Source organism: Polaribacter sp. SA4-12 (assembly GCF_002163675.1).
Lineage (GTDB): Bacteria > Bacteroidota > Bacteroidia > Flavobacteriales > Flavobacteriaceae > Polaribacter.
The window spans coordinates 2,253,668-2,276,452 of the sequence record NZ_CP019334.1 but is presented as its reverse complement, the minus strand read 5'-3'; the positions used below and the strand labels follow the sequence as shown (position 1 = coordinate 2,276,452).

The following is a 22,785-nucleotide window of genomic DNA, read 5'->3' as shown; positions in this document are numbered from 1 at the left end:
GAATTGTAACATAATAATTTTACTGTAAGTTGATTAAATTCAAATGTAAAATAAAAGAAATTTAATCTTCATTAAAATCATTTGACAACATAAAGCCACCTTTGGTAAGTATCTTTTTGTTTTCGAGTAAACTATAATTTACTACTTGTATGTAGTTTTCATCTTGCAACCCGATGTCTAATTTTACTTTTTTAAATACATAATAATCCTCCTTTTGTTCTTTTAAAACCAAAGCAAAATAAATATCTCCACTTTTTTTAATAGCGTTTTTTGGTAATGATATTTCTTTTTTTGATTCACAAATAATAGCTGCTTCAATATACATTCCTGAAATAAAATTATTGCTTTCCTCATCATTAATATGACCATGAACCTTAATAGTTCTGTCAGTATTTATAGAGGTACCAACTAAATGCACAGATGCATCAAAAGTTTTATCTGATGATTCTGGTATTTTAAATTCAATTTTTTGATTTTTTTTAATTTTTAAAACATCTTTCTCAAAAACAGCTAATTCTAAATGAATATGATCTGTGTTTATAATTTCTAAAAGTTCACTTGATGAAGAAACAAAAGAGCCATTACTTACATTTACTTTTGTAACATAACCACTAATGGGTGCATATAAATTTATAGTTGAAGTTATTTGTCCTTGATCTACAGCATTTGGATTGATGTTCATCATTTGTAACTTCTTACGCAATCCGTTATAACTTGCCAAACTAACTTTATATGTGCTTTCTGCTTTTAAATAGTTTTTTTGTGATGTAATTTTTTCATCAAACAAGGTTTTTTGTCTTTGATACTCATTCTTTAGAAAATTGAGTTGTGCAGAAATTTCTAAATATTCTTGTTGAATCTCAATAAATTCTGTGTTTTCTAAACTAGCGACTAATTGCCCTTTTTTAACTTTATCACCAATTAAAAGCGGAAATTTAGTTACATATCCACCAACAAATGTACTGATGCTAGATTTGTTTTCTGGCGGAACATCTATCATTCCACTAACTTTTATAACCGTATTAAAAGTTTGTTCAGAAAGCTCACCTAATTGCATACCTTCACCTTTAAATTGTTGAGCGCTAATTTTAATTTGATTGCTATTTATAGCAGTTTCTTCAACAGTTTCTGCTTTTTGTTCTGTATTTCCACAAGCAAAAAAAAGTAATGAAAATAAGAGTATATATATGTTTTTCATCTTTAAAAAGTATTTAAAATAAGATAATTAATATTGATAACAGTTTGATTGTACGCGTTTAAATTGTCTAGATAAGAGAGCTCAATATCTTTAGCGGTTTCTAAACTTTGGATGTATTGAAAAAAATCAATTTCACCTTCTTTAAAAGTACGATTAGCTGTTTTTATAATTTCGTTTTTAAGATTTTTTCCTTGATTCTCGTAGTAATTTATAGCTTCTTCATATTGATGTAAAGTTGCTAAAAGAGCATTGTACTCAGATGCTAACTTCACTCTGTAATCTTTCTGTTGTTCTAAAATAATATTTTCAGAAATTTTTGAAGCTTTTATTTTTGAAGTATTTCCATTAAAAAATAAAGGTATTTTTAATCCTATTTGATATCCTTTAACAGTATTTTTTATGAGGTCGTTTGTACCCTGAAAATATTCTAAACTAATATCTGGTAATAAACTTTGCTTCTCTTTTTTATACAAAGCATTTTGATAGTTTTTAGCATCTTCAAAATACTGAATTCCTAAATTATCTTTAGTCGAGATATTTTGTACTTCTAATTTTTGAAGAGGTTCATCTAAAATATTTAAGGTATCAACTTGTACGATACTTTTTAATTGTGCTGTCGAAAATAAAATCTCCTGAACAGCTTGTTTATAAATAGTTTCTAACTGTTTTTGTTTAGATTTTGCGGTAATCATTTCTAAATAATTAGTTTCACCTAATTCAAATTTACGTGCTGATTTTTTTGCAAAATCTTGAAACAAACTATCTAAAAATCGATACGTTTCAGCTTTATTCTTAACATAGCTCAGTTGATAATAATTAGCATAAACTGCTTTTTTAATTTGTAAAATTTGAATGTTATAATTAGTTTCTTCGATACTAACTTTTACTTTGTTTACCTTTTTATCAGCAAAATAAACTGTCGGAAATTTAAAATCTTGGGCAATACCAAATATTTTTAAAGGCAGATTGTTTGTCGCTAAATTATTTTCGTCATAATTATAGTAAATAGAAGTTTTATCAAAACTAAAAGCACTTCCAATCAAAGCTTTGCTTTCATCAATTTTTAAATTAGACGCTTTTAAACTTGCATTATTTTTAATAGCCAAAGTCAATGTTTCTTCAACGGTTAATTTAGATTGTGCATTTATATTAACTACAGATAAGAAACCAATAATAGTTATGATAGCCGTTTTATTTATTTTGATTGATTTTTTCTCTTCAAACCAAGCATATAATACTGGTAAAACAATTAACGTTAAAACAGTTGCTGTAATTAAACCACCAATAACTACCGTTGCTAACGGACGTTGAACTTCTGCACCAGCATTTGTAGAAATTGCCATTGGTAAAAAACCTAAAGCTGCTGCTGCTGCTGTTAATAAAACAGGTCTTAAACGTTCTGCTGTTCCTCGTTTTATACGTTCTTCAATATCATCCATTCCTTCTTCTTTAAGTTCTTTAAAATGCTCTATTAGAACAATTCCGTTTAATACTGCAATACCAAATAATGCAATAAAACCAACACCTGCAGAAATACTAAAAGGCAAATCGCGTAACCACAACAATAATACCCCACCAACAGCAGAAAGCGGAATAGCAGAATACACTAGCAAAGCTTCCTTTATAGAACCAAAAGCAAAGTAGAGTAGTAGAAATATTAAGGCTAATGCAATTGGTACTGCAACTTTTAAACGAGCCTTCGCGCTTTGTAAATTTTCAAATTGCCCACCATAAGTAATTGTATAGCCAACAGGCAATTTAAGTTTACTATCAATAATAGTTTTAACATCATCTACAACAGATTGTAAATCTCGATTTCTTACATTAACACCAACCACAATACGACGTTTGGTATCGTCTCTCGATATTTTTGCAGGTCCTGTTGTATATTTTATTTCTGCTAATTCGCTTAAAGGAATTTTATTTCCACTTGGAGTATCAACATATAAATGCTGAAGACTTGATAAGTTTTTTCTGTTATTTTGATCTAAACGAATTACTAAATCAAAACGCTTTTCACCTTCAAAAACATTACCAACGGTTCCTCCTGCAAAACCCATTGTAATTAATTGATTTACATCAGAAATATTTAGACCATAACGCGCAATTTTACTTCTATTGAAGGTGACACTCATTTGAGGTAGACCTTCTACTTTTTCAATAATAATGTCAGATGCACCTTGCACATCTTTAATGATTGCTTTTACTTCATCTGCTTTTGCAGCTAAAACAGATAAATCTTCACCAAATATTTTGATAGCAACATCTGCTCTAACTCCTGTAATTAATTCATTAAAACGCATTTCTATAGGTTGCGTAAATTCGACTTCCATATCTGGAATTATCGATAAGGCTTCTTTAAACTTATCTGCTAATTCGTCTTTACTTTTTGCAGAAACCCATTCACTTTTTGGTTTTAGTTTGATAATTACATCACTTTCTTCCATAGACATAGGGTCTGTTGGTACTTCTGCTGCACCAATTCTACTAACTACTTGATCTACTTCTGGGAAATTGTCTAATAGAATTTGTTCTATTTTAGTGGTGATTTCAATGGTTTTGCCAAGTGAAGTTCCTGTTTTTAATACAGGTTGAATTACAAAATCTCCTTCATCTAAAGTGGGCACAAATTCGCCTCCCATTCTACTAAACAAGAAAATACTTGATATTAATAAGATTCCAGCTAAACTAATTACCGTTTTTTTATGTTTTAACGCCCAATGTATAGAAGGTTTGTACCAAGAGTTTAAAATTTTCATTAAACGTACAGAAATGTTTTTATCACTAGGTTTACTCGGTTTTAGAAACAGTGAAGAAGCCACAGGAACATAAGTTAAACAGAGTAACATAGCGCCAACCAAAGCAAAACTAAATGTTAAAGCCATTGGTTTAAACATTTTGCCTTCTACACCACTTAAAGATAAAATAGGAATGAAAACGATTAAAATGATTAATTGCCCGAAAATGGCAGAATTCATCATTTTTGAAGCACTTTTTAATGTAATTGCATCAATTTCTTCTTGTTTAACTTCTTTTTCGAGTAATTTTAGTTTGTCACTTTCTTTTATGATTCTAAATGCAATAAACTCTACAATAATAACTGCTCCGTCAATAATAATTCCAAAATCGATAGCTCCAAGACTCATTAAATTAGCATCGATTCCAAAAATATTCATCAAAGAAATAGTGAATAATAAACTTAATGGAATCACAGATGCAACCACTAAGCCAGAACGTAGATTTCCTAATAATAAAACAACAACAAAGATGACAATTAGCGATCCTAAAATTAAATTTTCTGAAACGGTAAATGTGGTTTTATCAATTAACTCGCTACGCTCTAAAAAACCATTAATGTAAACGCCTTCTGGCAAACTACTTTGTATGGAAGCAACACGTTCTTTTACGGCATCAATAATTGCTTTGGAGTTACCATCTTTAAGCATCATAACCTGACCAAGAACTTTTTCTCCTTGACCATTTCCTGTAATAGCTCCAAAACGAGTTGCGCTACCAAAACCAACTTTGGCAATGTCTTTTATATAAATTGGAGTTCCATCATTTTTAACCACAATATTACCAACATCTTCCAAAGATTTTATCAAACCTTCTCCACGAATAAAAAATGCTTGATTTGTTTTTTCTATATATCCACCACCAGCAACACTGTTGTTTTTTTCTAATGCATTATAAATTTCCGAAACAGAAATATGCATCGCATTTAACTTATTTGGGTTGATGGCAACTTCGTATTGTTTTAAAAATCCTCCCCAAGTATTGACTTCAACTACTCCAGAAATTCCGGATAATTGACGCTTAACAATCCAATCTTGAATGGTTCTTAACTCTGTAGCCGAATAACGGTTTTCATAACCTGGTTTTACATCTAAAATATATTGATAAATTTCACCTAAACCTGTTGTAATTGGTCCCATTTCTGGTGTTCCAAAACCTTCAGGAATTTTCTCAGAAGCAGATTTAATTTTTTCAGCAATTAGTTGTCTAGGTAAATATGTGCCCATATTGTCTTCAAAAACAATGGTTACAACAGATAATCCAAATTTTGAAACAGATCTAATTTCTTCTACACCTGGTAAATTAGCCATTTCTAATTCTACAGGATAGGTAATAAATTGTTCTACATCTTGCGTAGATAAATTACGAGAAGTCGTAATTACTTGTACTTGATTATTGGTAATATCTGGAACAGCACCAATAGGAATTTGGGTTAATGAGAAAATTCCAAAACCAATAATAAAAATAGTGAAAATGAAAACAAGTAGCTTGTTTTTTAAGCTTAAGTAGATGATTTTTTCTAACATTATTCGTATATTAAAACATTGTAAGCTATTGAGAAATAGCTTGTTAATAAATGATTTTAATCAGTGGTGAATTATGCTAATTTTGGAGGTTGAAATACAGAGGGTTTTTCGTGAAATGAGAAAGAATCTGTATAAAAATAGTTGGGTCTTACGTTTAATACCATTTGAGTTTTTAACTCAAAAAAAGTGTTACTGAAATTGAAATCAGAAATGAGATGATTACACGTTTGTGAACTTTTTTTGAAAGGTAAATCCTTGTGTTCTTTATGTTCTGTGGTAGATGAAAGTTCCTTTTCTCCATAATGTTCACTTAAAAACTCAAGAAAGGTATCGCCATATTTATCTTGATGATATTGGGCGTGCTCTAGCAATACTTTTATTTTTGGAAAAAAATCCAAATCAATATTAAGACTCTGAAAGAGAATTAAATTTGATAATAGTATTGCAGTGAATTTCATCATTATACTACAAAGTAAAGATTTTTTTTTAATTCTAAATGAAATAATTGTTACATAAGAAGATATTTAACTTTTAAAAAATAGCTCTTAATTGTATACTTCCTGTATGTATGGTTTTTGAATTTTCGCTCTTTCTTCCAAGGTAATTTAAATTCAGATTTAAGAAAGGATTTAATTTTTGGTTGAATAAAACAGACCAAGTATAATTTTTTCCTGATTGCAAACCTTCTAACATTTGGTAGGCAACAGGCGTGTTTGTGTTTCCAGTAAAATCATTTAAAAATACATTTATATTGGCAGAAATTTGATTCTTTTTACTGCTGATGTAAAAATATTCAACTCCGAATTTTTGTTGATTTAATTGTTCGAAATCTTGCAACAGATTCTCTTTGTTCTTAAAATGATAAAAAGCTGTAAGTCGATTGTTCTCATTGTATAGAAAACTGATTTTTGGCTGAATCTCATTTGTATGAATCGTATAATTTCTATTGTTGAAATTTTCAGTTTCTAAATCATTCTCAGAATTTTTTCCCATCAACTCAAACAACCAGAAAGAAGCAAATTTATGAGCATAATCTACTTGATGTAGTTTGATGTTGTTTTCTTGACTTCCGATAAAATATTGTTGTTTATTTCTGTTCTTCCCAAATGTATAAGTAACACTGTGTTTCTGAAGGTTTTTGTTGAAATAAATACTATTTCTGATATTAAAACTAAGACCAATTAATTTATTTTCATCAAAATCAAAAGGGTTGAAATTAAAAGAATTTCCAATTCTTTCTTGTTCATTTTCTACGCTTAAAAAACTCTGATTGTAAAAATGAGAAAGCATTTTTCGAAATCCTTTTTTAGAAGACCAAACTCTAGGATTTAAACTTAAAGATTGGGTGAATTTTGCTCTCTGTGTAGCAATAAATTGCAAGTTAGGTTTTGGTAAACGTAAATATTCTGCTTGATCTTGAAATTCAGCAACTTCAAATTCATCAAAATCTTTAATTCCATCACTGTTATAATCGATCCAAGTATAATACCCTAAACCAGGTTCTGTCTTTATATAAATATATTCTTGTCTAGCAATATTTCCAGATGAGGTTTCATAAACAGTTCCTAGATTGATAAAATTATTAAATAACTTCTGATTAAAAACTACTTTAGAGTTTAGAGACTTTTCATCATCTGTAAACTTGTTTTCTGTAAGTCTATAATTAGCAAAAATGCTTAAACTCGTTTTTTTGTTTTGTATCAGTTTACTGTTTAAATAAAGTGTTTTTCTATTGTTAATTTCAGTAAAAGCATTCGATTTAATACTATCATTGTTTCTATAATTAAAACCGAATTTAGCAAAGACATTTGTGCTGTCTCCAATACCAAAATACGTTTCAACCTCTTTAAAACGATGACTTGTATTTATAAATTCTTGTGTTGTACCGTTTTTTCTGCTGTTTGTTTCAAAATTGATAAAAGCACCTAACCATTTTTTATTAAAATTTTGTTCAGCTTTCGCTTTTGCTCTAAAAAAGGAGTTGTCTTCTGTAGTTGAGGTGTTTGTTAAAAAGCTTCCGTCAATATAAAAAGAAGTCTTATTTAGCTTCATTTTAGACTGTAATTCGTGTTTACTTCCGTTAAACGTATTCAGATAACTTAGGTTGTTATATCGATATAAAACAAAATCATTCTTTTTATTTTGAAGCGAAAATTCTGATTGAAAATAATTTTTGGTAGCATTATTTGTTAAGATATTCCAATCTCTATTAAATTCAATAGATTCCCATCTCATTTCAGTTTTAAAATTATTCTGAACAAATTCGTGAGAAATAGCACTTTTTAATTGCCACTCCTTGTCAATTAAAATTTGTTGCCAATTTACTTTTGCTGCAACAGCAACATTGTTCGCATCATCTATTGTAGAAAATAAATTTGCATCATTATTACTGATCGCTATTTCAGTGTTTATTTCAGTTTTTTTAGTAGAATCGTAATTAGATTTTAAAACAAACGTTTGCTGTTTTGTTGGAGGTGCTAATTTAATAATTGGGCTATAGCTACCTAAATTTACGCCTGCATAAACATAAACGTTACCAACTGCAGTGCTTCTGTCTAATTGATAATCACCATTATTTGAACCCACATTTGTAAAGGTTACAAAATAGAGTTCGTCAGTTTGGTTATTAGAATATTCGAAATTTTCTACAACACCATTAAGTACTTTTTTGTAGCCTATTTTATTTTCATCAAAAGCATCTAGAAAAGCGCTTTCTGCAACCATTAAATCAGTATCATTTCCAGCATTTGCTAAAATTTGTTTCTGATCATCAGTTAGACTTTGTTGTAAAGGTTGATTTTTAGCATCGTTTTCATTATAAAAATAGGCGCTGATATTTAGTTTTTCACTTTTATAGGTTGCTTCCTCATAAGTTACAAATCGTGTATAATTTCTATCTGCATATTGAAACTCTACAGCAATCCTCATATCGTTTGTTATAGGATATGTTGTATTAAAAGTAATTTCAGCTAGATTATAATCAATAGTATAATCATTGCTTTCTCCACGTTCAATTTGAATTCCGTTTATATAAACCTTTTCACTGCCAGCAATAATTAAAATTGCAGACTCATTATTTACACCATAAATTTTATATGGACCTTGGTTTCCTTCGCTTCCTGTAACTCTATAACTATTAAATTTTCCTCTTACAACTGCGCCTGAAGCAGCGACTTTTATGTTTTCATTAATAGAAGCTTCTACTCTTAAACCTGCAATTTGTTTGCTAATAGGCATAAAATAACTATCAGAATTTTGTAAAGAAATATCACCTGCTTTTACACGCCAATTATCAGTAAACATTTCAATAAAAATTCGATCAAAATCTGTAATGTTTTGTGAATATCCATTTTCTTGAACAGGAATATTTGTATCAAAAATATTAGCTCTTAAAGTAACGTCTTTAGATAGTTTTCCTGATATTTCTAAATCTAAAGCAGAGTTTGTTACTGCGTTTTGATTGTTTCCAGAAGTAATTCCTCTACTAATAAAACCTTTTGTTTGTAAGCCTTCAAAGAGTTTTATTTCTGATGCTTTTTTATTGGTAGTTAAGCTATATAATTTACCAGTATTTGTTCCGTTTGGTAAAATAAACTTGTCATTAAAAGGAGTGTAAATTTTTGTAATAAAATCTGGAAGTCTAAAATACTCAACGGTAATTTCAGCATATTTTTTCGAGTTGATAATTAAAATAGCATTGCTATAATCAATTTTATATGCTGATGAAGGAATTACTTTTAGGAAAGTATCTAAGACTTTAAATTTCTGAGGATTTAAAGCCACGGAATCTAATTGAATTGTGTCTTTTTTAACCAAAATATTCTTAACACTAAAATCTTTAGATATTGTTTGAGATTGGATCGTAAACCCAATAAACAGCAATAAGAAAAAGAGAATTCTTTGAATCATAAGAAGTGATACATTCTTAACGCAAAAATATGTTTTTTAATATTTGGAATAAAAATTAAAACAGTGATTGCTGTTTTACAGGATTCTCATGTGCTAATAACCATTTTTTACGCCAAATTCCGCCTGCATAACCAGTTAAAGAACCATCAGAACCAATAACTCTATGACAAGGAATAATAATCCAAATTGGGTTTTTACCATTTGCAGAAGCAACTGCTCTTATGGCTTTTACATCTCCCAAAGCCTTGCTTTGTTCTAAATAAGTTCTCGTTTTATTATAAGGAATATTCAATAATTCATCCCAAACTCTTTTCTGAAAAGTAGTTCCTTGTGGATTTAATTTTAAGTCGAAATCATTCCTTTTACCTTCAAAATAGTCTTCTAATTGAGTTACACATTCTTGCAAACATTCAGGAATATCAGATTCTGTCACTTCGAGCGCAGTCGAGAAGTCTTCATCTAAAACAGAAACAGATTGAATTCCGTTTTCATCACCTACAATTTTTGCAGTGCCAATTGGTGTTTTGTAATATGTGGTTTGTGTATCCAAAAATTTTATTTTAATTCTTTGTTTTCTTTTAAATGATGAAATATTTTTTTGTCGACTTCAGAAATTATTTCAAGGTTAGAAGAGTCTAGCCATTTTAACACTTCTATTTCGTTATTTGCTTTTAATTGACCCGTAAATGTTGCTTTGTAGCAAGTCATTTTAACAATTACTCCTTCTTTATCACCATCAGATTGTGCTGAAAAAGTTCCAAAATATTTAATAGAACTAGCAATAATATCAACACTTAGTTCTTCTTTAACTTCTCTAATTAAAGTTTCTCGATCTGTTTCTTCTTTTTCTCTTTTCCCTCCAGGAATATAAAATTTATTTTTCCCTTTAGATTTAGAACTTAAAATTTTCCCGTTTCTTAATTCTATAAAAGCAATTTTATCAATTTCCCTCATCAAGTATTATTTATATTCCAAAAACGTCTTTTGAATTCTGAGTAGTAATTTCTGAAATTTCGTTGAAAGAAAGTCCATAAATGTCAACTAATTTATCAACTACGTTTGTAATATAAGCACTTTCGTTTCTTTTTCCTCTGTATGGAGTTGGCGCTAAATAAGGAGAATCCGTTTCTAAAACGATGTGTTTTAAATCAATTTCATTTAAAAATTTATCAATTTTTCCATTTTTAAAAGTAGCAACACCACCAATTCCTAATTTCATATTGTAAGAAATTGCTTGTTTTGCTTGTTCTAAAGTTCCTGTAAAACAATGAAAAATCCCTCTTAAATCATCCCCTTTTTCAGTTTCTAATACTTCGAAAATTTCATCAAAAGCATCTCTACAATGAATAACTATAGGTAATTTTTTTTCTTTTGCCCATTTAATTTGAGTTCTAAAAGCTTCTTGTTGTTGTGTTAAAAGCGTTTTATCCCAATATAAATCAATTCCGATTTCGCCAATAGCGTAAAAGTCCTTTTTATCAATCCATTCTTTAACATGCGCTAATTCTTCTAGGTAATTTTCTTTTACTGAAGTAGGATGCAAGCCCATCATTAAAAAAACATCATTAGGAAAGTCTTTTTCAATCTTCATCATGCTTTCTGTGTAAGAAGAATCTATCGCGGGAATAAAAAAACGTGAAACACCAGCGTCTTTAGCACGTTGGATTGTTTCTGCTTGGTCTTGTTCAAACTGACTAGAATATAAATGGGTATGTGTATCTGTAATCATTTCTTGTAAAAATTTCTATTGCAAAACTACTAAATATTCTTACTGAAAAGGGCTATTGTTTAGCGTTTTATAAAGCGTACCTTTGCAGAAAAATATTAAGAATGACTTTTCAAGATTTAGGTATCTCTACTCAATTACAATATGCTGTTGATGATTTGGGCTTTGTGAATGCAACTCCAATTCAGGAACAAGCATTTTCAGTAGTAAGATCAGGTAAAGATGTTGTAGGAATTGCGCAAACAGGAACAGGTAAAACCTTTGCCTACATGATGCCTATTTTACAAGATTTGCCATTTTCTAAGCAAAAACATCCAAGAGTTTTGGTGTTAGTACCAACTCGTGAGTTGGTTTTACAGGTAGTTGAACAGATAGAACAATTATCAAAATATATTAATACACGTGTTTTAGGAGTTTATGGTGGTGCAAACATCAACACTCAAAAACAATCAATTTTACAAGGTCAAGATATTATTGTTGCGACTCCTGGTCGTTTGTATGATTTGGCTTTGAGCAATGCTTTAAAGTTGAAGTCTATTCAGAAATTAGTAATTGATGAAGTAGATGTAATGTTAGATTTAGGATTCCGTTTTCAGTTGATGAATATCTTTGACGTGCTTCCAGATAGAAGACAAAATGTTTTGTTTTCTGCAACGATGACAGAAGATGTAGATGCTTTAATTTACGATTTCTTTAAAAAACCTGAAAAAATATCTGTTGCAGTTAGTGGAACTCCATTAGATAATATAGAGCAAATTTCTTATAACATACCTAACTTTTTCACGAAAGTAAATTTGTTACATGACCTTTTAAACGATAAAGAAACTTTTCATAAAGTATTAATTTTTGTTGGTTTTAAAAGAACTGCAGATTTGTTGTTTGAACATATGCAAGAAGCATTTAATGACGAAATGTGTATCATTCACTCTAATAAAACTCAGAATTATAGAATTCGTTCTATAAGACAGTTTGATGAAGGAAAGAATCGAATTTTATTGGCTACAGATGTAATGGCTCGTGGTTTAGATTTCGATAAAGTTTCTCATGTTATTAACTTTGATACACCAGAATTTCCTGAAAATTACATGCACAGAATTGGTAGAACTGGTCGTGCAGAAAAAGCAGGTAAAACAATTTTATTTTCAACTCCGAAAGAGCAAGAATCAAAAGGAGAAATTGAAAAGTTGATGAAATATGAAATTCCGGTTTTAGAACTTCCTGAAGAAATAGAAATTTCTGAGCTATTAACTGAAGATGAACGCCCAAGAGAAGATCAAGGGATTTCTAAAAATAGAACTTCATTAGAATACGTTCCTGGACCAGCATTTCACGAAAAAAGTGAGAAGAACAGTCAGGTTAATAGAGGTGGTTCTTATAGAAGAGAAATAGCCGCAAAATATAAGAAGCCTAGAACTAGAGGGGATAAAAATTATAATAAAAGAAATAAGAAGAAATAGTAATGCAGATTTTAACAGCACAAGAGTTGCATAATTTAGCAATGAACATTGTTGGTAAGAAGCTTGTAAAAATGGGTTATGAGTTTCAGGCTATAAATAGTCAGTTAAAAAGACATCCTCAATATGTATTATTCAAAAAAGGAGAACCTACTATTTTTGTCTTGGTAAAAGCATCTAGTAACATTCAGAACCCAACTGAATATGATGTTGTTTGGATGGAAACTTTTAAAAACCATGCGAAAAAACAAAATGCAAAAGTTTGGTTTGCAGGAGTAGGAATTGCCAATGCAGAAAGTGTTGATAGTCCTGTTTTTAAAGATCAACCTTATTATGTTGCTTTTGAAGACTTTATAAAGATTTTGGAGTAGAATATTATTTGTTATATTTTATAACATTTATAGAATATGCACCGCCTTTTTCTTCAAACGCAATATAGGGTTTACCATTACTTGGGTTGGTTTTTAAAATTACTTTAGCAACTCCATCTTTATAATAATCGGTTATATCATCCTCTATTTCTCCAATATCTTCCCAATTAGAATTTGTAAATTTTTTAACAACAACTATTCCACTTTGTTTGAGTATTGCTATGTAAGGAGTGTTTTCAAATACAGACATGCTCATACTATATCCATTTTGATTTCCACTACCTAAATCACCCAAAGTTTCCCAATTATCATTGTTTAATTTTTGAACTTTAAGATCATAATTATAACGATTATCAAAGTACCCAACAATAGGGGTGTCATTCATATCGAAACCAAGTTGTATGTTTAGTACTTCGCCTTCTGAAAAACCTACCTGATTCCCAATAAAATCCCACGATGTTCCATTAAATTTTCTTACTATTATTTTCTTGCCAAAACCAGAATCACTGTAAGCTACATATATTTTGTCTTGAGAATCAACAGCTATTTTACAGTATTTTGCATCATAATTAGAAAAACCTTCTTGTCCAACAATTGTAAAATTTGTACCATCATATTTTTTAACAATAATTTTATTACGGCTTCCAGATTGATTCTCTTTTTCTTGTTCATATAACATATAGATATTATCATTACTATCTACTGTGATATCTAAATAGTTAACTTTATTATTAGATATATCATTTGCAACTATTTCCCATGTGTTATTTACATATTTTTTTAGTGAAGCAAATCCTTGGTTAGATCCTGGAGAAGAATTAACATAGAAAGTATAAGGTATATTATCTTTGGTAAATACAGTTTTTAAGGAAAGACCTTCAAAAGTTCCATTAGAGTTCCAATTGTTGTCTTCATATTTATAAAAATAAGCGTCACTTCCAATTTGACTACTGCTATAGCCGAAAAAAGGAATATCATTTTTATCAAAAGAAAAGTTAAAGCCTCTTGGAGTTGTAAAATTCGTGTTTTGTGTAATTAATTCCCAAGATTTTATTATTGGTTGAGCGTTTTGATGAAAAGTAAAACCTAAAACATGTGGGTTTTCAATGTCAAATTTTACAAACCATTCTCTAGATTCATTTGTTTTATTCTCAAGAAGATTTAGTGTAACTTGTACATTATCTCCATTACCTGTTTTTGGTGAGACAATAATCCAATCGGGCATATAATCTGATAGAGTCCAAGCAGCATTTGATGATATTTCTAATATTATTGTTTGTGAATCAAAACTTAGAGTGTATTCTTTGGGGGAAGTTGTTGTTAAATATCTATCATCATAATAAGGATGTTGTGTTATAACTAAAGTAGTAATCTTTGTTTCAGTTACAAAAAGTACTTCTGCAGTTCTAGATTCAACCTCACCATTTGTTGATTTAGAATTTTTAGAAAAGTTTATTTCTAAATTAAAGTTGCCAGAACCTTGCGTTGTATTAAAAGAAACCCAATCTGGAATGTTAATTATATTCCAAGAGGTATTAGATGTAATTTCTATAGTTTCGGTTTTTTCTTTAAAGTCTGTTTTAATTTCTTCTAGTTGTAGTTCAAAAAAAAGTATTTCTTTTTTTTCGCAACTATTAAAAAATAAGATTTCTCATAGCAATTAAAATATATCAGGTATAGTTCAAATTTAGTTTTTTTTTGTGTAAAAGGTTTATTTGTATATATTACTTTTAATGAAAGTTGCATACTAGGATGTTATTTTATGAGTAATAAAAATTATTTAATTTAAGTATAATGATCTCTTTTACTCTTCTTTAAAAAAGGAGAACCTATCAATATTCAAAACCCAACTGAATATGATGTTGTTTGGATGGAAACTTTTAAAAACCATGCGATAAAACAAAATGCAAAATTTTGGTTTGCTAGTGTAGGAATTGCCAATGCAGAAAGTGTTGATAGTCCTGTTTTTAAAAACCAACCTTATTATGTGGCTTTTGAAGACTTTATAAAGATTTTGGAGTAAGGTTCGTTTAACGGTTTAGGTCAAGGAAAGTTGCGGTTGGTAAACCGTAATTTTTCGATGTTTGTTATTTCGTTTATTTGTTTGTCAGATTTCTCTAATCATTAAATGGAGCAATTTTTTTTTTAATTCGGTGATATTAGAATATCTCCTTTATAAATATGCTTTTCCATTAGACTTTTCAATTCAGTAGTGCAGTTTTCAGAATAATCCGAATAGGTAGTTCCTTTAAATAATAGATTATCATTATCATTATCGTTATCAATCCACTCCATAAAATATAGAACTAATCCAAATTTTGACTCTTTTTTTATTATTTCTCTAACTTCGTCTAATGTTGGAGCTACTCGTTTTTCTTTTTTTATAGTATGATAAGAAGGTTGATTTATGTCAATTATTAAAACTGTATTTTCATTAGCATATTCTTTTTTGTTCTTATTTATAAATTTATTTAATAGTTTTCTTCCAGGATTTGATTTGTCAGAGCTTTCTAAGAATCTAATTGAAGTTATTTCAAATCCAATATTTTCAACTATAAAGTCTGGCTCATTTTGGTTAGCATCTCCAAATTTGAATTCTAATTTGTTTTCTGATGAAGTTCTGATGAAATGTGCACATTGATTAATTTCAAAAATATGTCCGTGAATTGAAATATCTGAATTATTAACGATTCTTTTTAAATAGAAATCGTATATATTATCATCATAATCTTTAATATCCATTAAGGATAGTCCAAATATTCTTAGATGATGTTTTTTTACTTTTTGATCAATTTTAGATGAATAAGGAATTGAATTAATTTTAACAGAAATAGGATGAGTTAAATCTGACAAATCAATTTTTAATGTTTCTTTATAATATTTGAGAATTTTCTTCATCAATATTTGCTAACTATAATGATATGACGTTGTTTTAATGACTGATATCAGAACTTAAACGAAGTTAGTTGATTTTTTTGAGAAAGTCAAGTAACAATAAATTAGGTAAAAGATTGTGTTATTCAACAATTTTATACCTCGTTTTTGTTTCAATTGTAATAAAGTACTTATAAGTAATTACGGATTTGTAGACCATAAAGAAGCTCCTTTAAGCATTGCTCTTCTTGGTAATTTTAAGCCAGTAACTATTAATTCAGCAAAATCTTCTGGTTGTAAAACACTGTCTTCAGAATCTTTATTTGCAATACCTAATTCTATAGACATATCAGAAGCAATAGTACTTGGAGTTAATGTACAAACTCTAATGTTGTTTTTACGAACCTCTTTCATTAAAGATTCAGACATACCAATAACTGCAAATTTAGAAGCAGAATAAGCAGATGTTGTTGCGTTACCACTTAATCCTGCTGTAGATGCAATATTAAAAATATCACCTTCATTATTGTCAATTAAATAAGGTAAAACTTCTTTTGTTACATAATACATTCCCATTAGGTTAGTTTGAATTATTTGAGACCATTGGCTCACTTCCATATCATTCAAAGTACCAAAAGCAGCAATTCCTGCATTGTTTACAAGAATATTAACGTTACCCAATGTATTTATAATATTCTTGATTCCTTCTTTAACATCATCATAATTACCAACGTCAAATACTGAGTAAATAGCTTTAACGCCAAACTCTTTTAGTTCAGCAACTGTTTCTTTTAAAACAGCTTCATTTCTACCTGTTATTGCAACGTCTATTCCTTCTTTTGCGAATGCTATTGCAGTCGCTTTTCCAAGTCCTCTTCCTCCACCTGTAATTATTGCTTTTTTATTTTTTAAATCTTTCATTTATTTTGCTTTTTTTTGATAACAATTTTTGTTAAAAATGAAAAAAACCATCTGAATCTCAGATGGTTTTTTAAATATTATTTTGAATAAAAATTACTTCGTAGCATCTTGCTCTAATAAATCAAAAAATTGATTTAATTTAGGCATGATAATGATTTTTGTTCTTCTATTTTTTGACATGTTTTCTGGCGAGTCATTAGCAACTAATGGTACATATTGACTTCTTGCAGCAGCAATTAATCTTTCTGGTTTTACACCAAATTTATATTGTAAAATTCTAGTGATAGAAGTAGCTCTTTTAGCAGATAAATCCCAGTTGTCTTGTAAAAATTCAGTTTTAATTGGTCTAGAATCTGTATGTCCTTCAATCATAACTTCCATTTTAGGTTGTGCGTTAATTACTTTCGCAATTTTCTCTAAAACAGTGTAAGCTCCTTCAGTTACATTATAGCTTGCGCTTTTAAATAATAACTTGTCAGAAATAGATATAAACACAACTGTTTTTTCAACATTTACCTCAATGTCTTTATCTTGAATTCCGTCTGTTAAATTTTTAGTTAAGTGGTATTTAATAGCAAGATTTAATGAATCTTTTTGAGTCATTGCTTTTCTTACCCCATTAATATATTTATCTTTTTCACTTAATTGAGAAATAACATTTTTAATATTATCAGAAGAAGATTGAGTTAAAACAGTTAAGTTTTCAACTTGTTTTAAAGCTACTTTTTTATCTTCTTTTAAAGTCTTTACTTGTTCGCCTAATACAAAAGCTTTAGTAGATTCTTTTTCGTTTTCAATTAAACACTTTTGTAAATTTGTTTTTACATTTACTAATTCAGATTTAGTTTGATCATGTTTAGCTTGTAAAGCAACAAACTCTTTTTTTGTAACACAAGAACTTACTAGAATAGTAGTTAATAACAGTAATGATATTTTTTTCATCGTTTAAATATTAAATTCAGTTGACAAATTTAACAAAATGGATTAACAAAAAGTAGTATTAATGATATTTTATGAAAACTTTATGTACTATTTTTGTAATCTGATTTTCAAACTAATGATACTTAAAAAAATAGTTGGTTCTATTACGATTTTATTGCTTTTTATATCTTGTGCTAAAGAACAAAAAGCTGAAGACTTTATTTTAAAAGGACATGTTTTTGGTACAACTTATAAAATAGTGTATTTAAATGCATCAGAAAATCATCAGAAATCTATAGATAGTTTGTTTTATTTAATGAATAAATCACTGTCAACTTATATTCCTACTTCAGATATTTCAAGAATTAATAAAGGAGATTCTACAGTTATTGTTGATGATTTATTCTTAGAAGTTTTTAAAAAATCGAAAAGAATACATAAAGAAACAAATGGACATTTTGATCCAACTGTTGGTAATTTGGTAAATGCATGGGGATTTGGCCCGAATAGAGAAAAAAGAAATTTAACAAGTGAAGAAGTAAATGAACAAATGCAGCTTGTTGGTTTAGATAAAGTAGAAATTGTTAATAGAAGGGTTGTAAAACAGGATTCTAAAATATATTTAGATTTTAATTCTATTGCAAAAGGGTTTGGAATTGATGTTGTTGCTCGTTTTTTGAGTAGTAAAAAAATAGCGAATTATTTAGTTGAAATAGGAGGAGAAATTCGTGCTAAAGGAACTAAAGAGAATAATGTTCCTTGGGTTATTAAACTTGTAGATCCATTAAAAAAAGATGAGATTAAAGGTTATAAAAAGATAAATTTATCAAATAAATCTATGGCTACATCTGGTAATTATAGAAAATTTAGATTAACAAAAAATGGGCAAAAATTTGTTCACACAATAAACCCCAAAACGGGTTATGCAAAAGAAAGTAATTTGTTAAGTGCTTCTGTAGTAGCTAGCTTAGATTGTGCAGATGTAGATGCTTATGCAACTGCATTTATGGCAATGGGGTTAGATAAAGCAAAAGAGTTTTTAAAAAATCATAAAAATATTGACGCTATTTTATTATTTGTTGATAAAAATGGGGGTTTAAAAGAATATAAGACAATTACTTACAAGTAGGTACTTTTGTTTCTGTATTTACGCTGTATTTTTGGTATATTGCATTTTGTAACCTGGGGATAATTACTATTATTATGAAAAAACTACTTTTAGCGTTTTTATGCTTAATGACTTTTGCATTCACTAATGCTCAGTCAAACAAAGACATTGCAAGTGTCTATATTAAAAGATCTCAAGAGAGTCTTTCTAATTTAGAGGTAGAACTTTCTTTAGTACATTTTAACAAAGCGATGAAGTATATGGATACTATTACTTCTTCTAAAGTTGCTAAGTTAGGGGCTTTCATCCATTATGAATTAAGAAATTTTGCAGATGCTCTATCTTTAGCTAAACAATATTTTGTTTTAGAAAAGAATAAGAAAACAGAAGAATATTTAGAATTTTTAGATCTCTATGTTAATATTAATGAAGAATATGAAGCTCAATTAGCCGAAAATAAGAGGTTAGAAGAGGAACGTATCAGGAAAGAAAAGGAGTTGAAAAGAATAGATTCTCTAAAAACTATTTGGAATAATAAATCTGAATCTCTTTCATTAAAAGTCGATAGTATTTATATTTTTAATAAAAATAATCTAGCAATTTTTAAAGTTAATAATTATTACGGGGTAATTACTGATAGAGGAGAGGTTTTAGTAAAAGCAGATGAATATCAAGATGTTTTAAGTTTTGATGGTTTTTTTATCCTAAAAAATAAAGAGCAAGAAGCTACTAAAGTTTATTGTTTTAACTCTAATTCTAAAGCGGGTTTTTTACTACCAAGTCCCTCAGATTTCAATCCGATTTCTACACATTATGGTAAAATAATGTTGCCTAGAGGAAATGGTAGGTTGGTAACTTATCCAAACAATTCTTATGAGCCAATGGTGTACGATTTAAACGTAAAGAAAAATGTGAAAGTTGCCAATAAACAAGATTTATTTAAAAGCTTAAAAAAGAATGATGTTATTGATAAATATAATAAGGATGATGAATTAAAGATTAACAAAATCTGGTATAATTTTGGAGGTCATTTAGGAGGAGGAATTTATCCATTATATTTAGATAATAATTACAAAATTCACTCATTTTTATGTTCGGTTGATGGAAATGTTATAAGAGCTACATCCAATTACCAATACATAGGTGCTTTTTATAACAATAAGTTTCAAGCGATAAAAGATAATAAGACGGTGTGGATAAATCAAAACGGAACTAAGGTTAATGAACCAAAAGATGAATCAGGAGTTTATACAGCAGGCATTAATGTTGTAAAGTTAGTTAATGGATCTTACCAACTGATGAAAGATGGTTTTATTGTTTTAGGTAATGAAAAGCTAGAAAAAATGGCAGACTTCTTAAGAAATAACAAAAAGTAACAGATTACTTTTTATAACATACAGGAAGAATTTCATTCTTCATTAAACAAAATCGTTCTAGTTTTTCTGGAGCGATTTTTTTTGTGTAATCAATTTCATTAACTTTAAAACCTATAGAACGTAGCTTGTCAAAATAATCTCTACCATAAACTCTTACATGATCGTATTGACCAAATATTTTAGCACGTTCTTTTCTGTCTGTTATAGAATTATCTTCAAAAGTTTTTTCTCTTGATAAATCTTGTGGGATTTGAAAAATACCAAATCCACCTTTTTTGAGGACTCTACATAGTTCTTGCATTGCTTTTGTATCATCTATAATATGTTCTAATACATGATTACAGAAAACAATATCAAAAGAGTTGTCTTCAAAAGGTAAGTCGCAAATATCTGCTTTTACATCTGCAATTGGAGATTCTAAGTCAGATGTAATATACTCCAGGTTTTTCTGTTTTCTAAAGATGTCTAAAAAACATTGTTCTGGAGCAATATGTAAGGTTTTTAGTTTTTCTGTTGATGTAAAAAAATCAGTTTCATCTCTTAGAAACAACCACATTAATCGGTGTCTTTCTAAAGAAAGGGTAGATGGTGAAAGTGCATTTTCTCTTTGTTTACCATATCCATAAGGTAAAAACTTACGAAAAGATTTCCCATCAATAGGATCTGTAAATTTATCACCTTTTAAAGAAAAAGCAATGATTGGTCTAACTAGGTAACTAGCTTTTATCAACCAAGGTCTTGGTACTGTATTTAATATGGATTTGAATAGAGACACAAGCCTTATAAAACTGCTCTAAATTCATCTTCTTCATCAGTAATAATACCTAAAGCTTCGTGTACGTATTTAAAAGTTGAAAGTAGTTCTGGTTTACCGTTAACAATTGCAACATCATGTTCAAAATGAGCTGAAGGTTTGTTGTCTAAAGTTGTAATTGTCCAACCATCACTATGTTGTCTAATTTTATGAGTCCCTAAATTAGTCATAGGTTCTATGGCAACAACCATTCCTTCAGTAAATTTTTTTCCTCTCCCTCTTTTTCCGTAGTTTGGCATTTCTGGATCTTCATGCATTTCTCTACCTAAACCATGACCAACCAATTCTCTAACAACTCCATAACCGTGTTTCTCTGTAAAGTTTTGAATAGCAAAACCTACATCACCAACTCTATTTCCTGCTTTAAATTCGCGAATACCAACATATAAACTTTCTCTAGTTACATCTAAAAGTTTTTTAGTTTCTGGTAAAATTTCACCAACAGCAAATGTGTATGCGTGATCTCCGTAAAAACCATTCTTTTTAGAACCACAATCTATAGAAATAATATCGCCTTCTATTAAAGGTTTTTTATTAGGAATACCATGTACAACTTGAGAGTTTGGACTCATGCAAAGTGTATTTGGAAAATCATATAATCCTAAAAAACCAGGAATAGCTCCTTCAGATCTAATAAATTCTTCGGCAAGTTTGTCTAAATATAAAGTAGAAACTCCAGGTTTTACTTCTTTAGCAAGCATACCTAGCGTTTTAGAAACAATTAATGCACTTTCGCGCATGATTTCTATTTCCTCTTTAGTTTTTATCTTAATCATGTTAAAAAAATTTAACGGCAAAGTTACTATAATTTCTATTACTAGTAAGGACGTTTCTTATTTGAAAAAAGAGAAAAAACCTTTTTTCTTTTTTGGTGTTGGATCGTGATTAAAGATCGATTTATAGATTGCAGTCCATCCTAAAAAACCACCAACATTTCTATCGTCTATAAATAAGTCTGCATGAATTTTACGGCTGTATTTTTCATCATAATCTTCCTCAGGGAAGTTTTTGTTTATAGCGTAAAATTCAATATTATTTTCTTTACAAAAAGCAACAGCTTCATCTAGTTTTTTTCCATTTCTATATGTCCAAAGAATTAATCGGTGTCCTTCAGATTGTAGTCTTTTTAATGTATCAAAGGCAAATATTATTGGTTTCCCAATTTTTGGATATGCATCTTCTACAATAGTACCGTCAAAATCTACAGCAATAATTAATGGATTACTAGGTATCATTATTTGTCGTAAGAATGTTTATAAGCTTCTCCTGTAACAATTTTCAGCATGTCTTTCTCTAAAGATTCACGAGCATATTCAACATATCGTCCAATTTCTTTTCCATCTTTATAAAAGATAAAAGTTGGAACTCTTTTTATGTCTAAACCTTCTTGTAAATTATCAGGAGTTTTTTTACCTCTGTTAACCGTTATTAATTCGAAGTTATTTAAATTAAATTCTGCTTGTTCTAAAATTTTATAAAAACGAGGAGTTTCTCTTTTGCTATCTCCACACCAAGTACCCATAAAACCTTTAATTTTAATCCCTTTTAACCCTTTTTTTAAGGAAGCAATTGTTGAAGGATCTGGTTTATATGTATCAAATTTTTGAGTAAACCATGTATTATAAGGAGTTTGTTGAAAAGACTCTTTGTTAGCAAAGCCAACTAAATCTCCTCTTTGGTTTTTTACTGCAGTTGCTTCTTTAGCCTCAACTACTTTTTGTTGCGTGCTGCAACAAGATAAAACGATTATACAAACTAATAAAACAAGTTTTTTCATTTTTTTATATTTAA

Annotated in this window: 20 protein-coding genes; 5 read left to right on the top strand and 15 right to left on the bottom strand. The window is 29.1% G+C overall.

What is annotated here, in order from left to right:
* Positions 1 to 61: 61 nt before the first annotated feature.
* The 7 genes from BTO07_RS09880 to BTO07_RS09850 all read right to left on the bottom strand — a co-directional run bounded on the left by BTO07_RS09880 (position 62) and on the right by BTO07_RS09850 (position 11,158).
* The gene (locus BTO07_RS09880) at positions 62 to 1,198 is read right to left on the bottom strand and encodes an efflux RND transporter periplasmic adaptor subunit (protein ID WP_087521068.1); all 1,137 of its coding nucleotides are present in this window, start codon (positions 1,196 to 1,198) and stop codon (positions 62 to 64) included.
* A 2-nt stretch (positions 1,199 to 1,200) separates the two neighbouring features.
* Positions 1,201 to 5,520, bottom strand: coding sequence for a CusA/CzcA family heavy metal efflux RND transporter (locus BTO07_RS09875; RefSeq protein ID WP_087521067.1), 4,320 nt, complete (start codon positions 5,518 to 5,520; stop codon positions 1,201 to 1,203).
* 71 nt (positions 5,521 to 5,591) lie between these two features.
* Complete coding sequence (locus tag BTO07_RS09870; protein ID WP_157663320.1) at positions 5,592 to 5,891, bottom strand: hypothetical protein; 300 nt, start codon at positions 5,889 to 5,891, stop codon at positions 5,592 to 5,594.
* Positions 5,892 to 6,051: 160 nt separating this feature from the next.
* Entirely contained in the window at positions 6,052 to 9,429 is a 3,378-nt protein-coding gene (locus BTO07_RS09865) for a hypothetical protein (RefSeq protein ID WP_087521065.1), read from the bottom strand.
* 55 nt (positions 9,430 to 9,484) lie between these two features.
* On the bottom strand, positions 9,485 to 9,979 hold the full coding sequence (locus tag BTO07_RS09860; protein ID WP_087521064.1) for a methylated-DNA--[protein]-cysteine S-methyltransferase: 495 nt from the start codon (positions 9,977 to 9,979) through the stop codon (positions 9,485 to 9,487).
* A 5-nt stretch (positions 9,980 to 9,984) separates the two neighbouring features.
* Positions 9,985 to 10,383: an NUDIX hydrolase gene (locus tag BTO07_RS09855; RefSeq protein ID WP_087521063.1), complete on the bottom strand. Its 399-nt coding sequence runs from the start codon at positions 10,381 to 10,383 to the stop codon at positions 9,985 to 9,987.
* 10 nt (positions 10,384 to 10,393) lie between these two features.
* Entirely contained in the window at positions 10,394 to 11,158 is a 765-nt protein-coding gene (locus BTO07_RS09850; RefSeq protein WP_087521062.1) for a TatD family hydrolase, read from the bottom strand.
* Positions 11,159 to 11,259: 101 nt separating this feature from the next.
* On the opposite strand from BTO07_RS09850, the gene BTO07_RS09845 reads away from it, so the two are divergent.
* On the top strand, positions 11,260 to 12,612 hold the full coding sequence (locus BTO07_RS09845; RefSeq protein WP_087521061.1) for a DEAD/DEAH box helicase: 1,353 nt from the start codon (positions 11,260 to 11,262) through the stop codon (positions 12,610 to 12,612).
* 2 nt (positions 12,613 to 12,614) lie between these two features.
* On the top strand, positions 12,615 to 12,980 hold the full coding sequence (locus tag BTO07_RS09840) for a Na(+)-translocating NADH-quinone reductase subunit F (RefSeq protein ID WP_087521060.1): 366 nt from the start codon (positions 12,615 to 12,617) through the stop codon (positions 12,978 to 12,980).
* Positions 12,981 to 12,984: 4 nt separating this feature from the next.
* On the opposite strand, the gene BTO07_RS09835 is transcribed toward BTO07_RS09840, so the two are convergent.
* A complete protein-coding gene (locus BTO07_RS09835; protein ID WP_087521059.1) occupies positions 12,985 to 14,205 on the bottom strand; it encodes a hypothetical protein in 1,221 nt (406 codons plus the stop codon).
* A gap of 645 nt (positions 14,206 to 14,850) precedes the next feature.
* On the opposite strand from BTO07_RS09835, the gene BTO07_RS09825 reads away from it, so the two are divergent.
* Entirely contained in the window at positions 14,851 to 15,003 is a 153-nt protein-coding gene (locus BTO07_RS09825) for a hypothetical protein (RefSeq protein WP_232457006.1), read from the top strand.
* Positions 15,004 to 15,125: 122 nt separating this feature from the next.
* Here the strand turns inward: BTO07_RS09825 and BTO07_RS09820 are convergent, their stop codons facing one another.
* The 3 genes from BTO07_RS09820 to BTO07_RS09810 all read right to left on the bottom strand — a co-directional run bounded on the left by BTO07_RS09820 (position 15,126) and on the right by BTO07_RS09810 (position 17,717).
* Positions 15,126 to 15,878, bottom strand: coding sequence for a hypothetical protein (locus BTO07_RS09820; protein ID WP_087521057.1), 753 nt, complete (start codon positions 15,876 to 15,878; stop codon positions 15,126 to 15,128).
* A 177-nt stretch (positions 15,879 to 16,055) separates the two neighbouring features.
* Positions 16,056 to 16,775 carry a 3-ketoacyl-ACP reductase gene (locus BTO07_RS09815; protein WP_087521056.1) on the bottom strand — a complete coding sequence of 240 codons (720 nt, stop codon included), beginning with the start codon at positions 16,773 to 16,775 and terminating at the stop codon, positions 16,056 to 16,058.
* 93 nt (positions 16,776 to 16,868) lie between these two features.
* The gene (locus tag BTO07_RS09810; protein WP_087521055.1) at positions 16,869 to 17,717 is read right to left on the bottom strand and encodes an OmpA/MotB family protein; all 849 of its coding nucleotides are present in this window, start codon (positions 17,715 to 17,717) and stop codon (positions 16,869 to 16,871) included.
* A 115-nt stretch (positions 17,718 to 17,832) separates the two neighbouring features.
* Here BTO07_RS09810 and BTO07_RS09805 point away from each other — a divergent pair, with 115 nt between their 5' ends.
* Both BTO07_RS09805 and BTO07_RS09800 read left to right on the top strand, forming a co-directional pair.
* Positions 17,833 to 18,825 (top strand): FAD:protein FMN transferase, encoded by a 993-nt coding sequence (locus BTO07_RS09805; RefSeq protein WP_087521054.1) that lies wholly within the window; start codon positions 17,833 to 17,835, stop codon positions 18,823 to 18,825.
* A gap of 74 nt (positions 18,826 to 18,899) precedes the next feature.
* A complete protein-coding gene (locus BTO07_RS09800; RefSeq protein WP_087521053.1) occupies positions 18,900 to 20,180 on the top strand; it encodes a hypothetical protein in 1,281 nt (426 codons plus the stop codon).
* Positions 20,181 to 20,184: 4 nt separating this feature from the next.
* Here the strand turns inward: BTO07_RS09800 and BTO07_RS09795 are convergent, their stop codons facing one another.
* The 4 genes from BTO07_RS09795 to BTO07_RS09780 are packed head-to-tail and all read right to left on the bottom strand — an operon-like array spanning position 20,185 to position 22,771.
* A complete protein-coding gene (locus BTO07_RS09795; protein ID WP_087521052.1) occupies positions 20,185 to 20,955 on the bottom strand; it encodes a class I SAM-dependent methyltransferase in 771 nt (256 codons plus the stop codon).
* Between the two features lie 5 nt (positions 20,956 to 20,960).
* Positions 20,961 to 21,770, bottom strand: a complete 810-nt coding sequence (gene map / locus BTO07_RS09790; RefSeq protein WP_087521051.1) for a type I methionyl aminopeptidase — start codon at positions 21,768 to 21,770, stop codon at positions 20,961 to 20,963.
* 57 nt (positions 21,771 to 21,827) lie between these two features.
* Complete coding sequence (locus tag BTO07_RS09785; RefSeq protein WP_087521050.1) at positions 21,828 to 22,229, bottom strand: BT0820 family HAD-type phosphatase; 402 nt, start codon at positions 22,227 to 22,229, stop codon at positions 21,828 to 21,830.
* A complete protein-coding gene (locus tag BTO07_RS09780) occupies positions 22,229 to 22,771 on the bottom strand; it encodes a thioredoxin family protein (RefSeq protein ID WP_087521049.1) in 543 nt (180 codons plus the stop codon). Before BTO07_RS09780 ends, BTO07_RS09785 begins: the two co-directional genes overlap by 1 nt.
* Positions 22,772 to 22,785 lie beyond the last annotated feature (14 nt).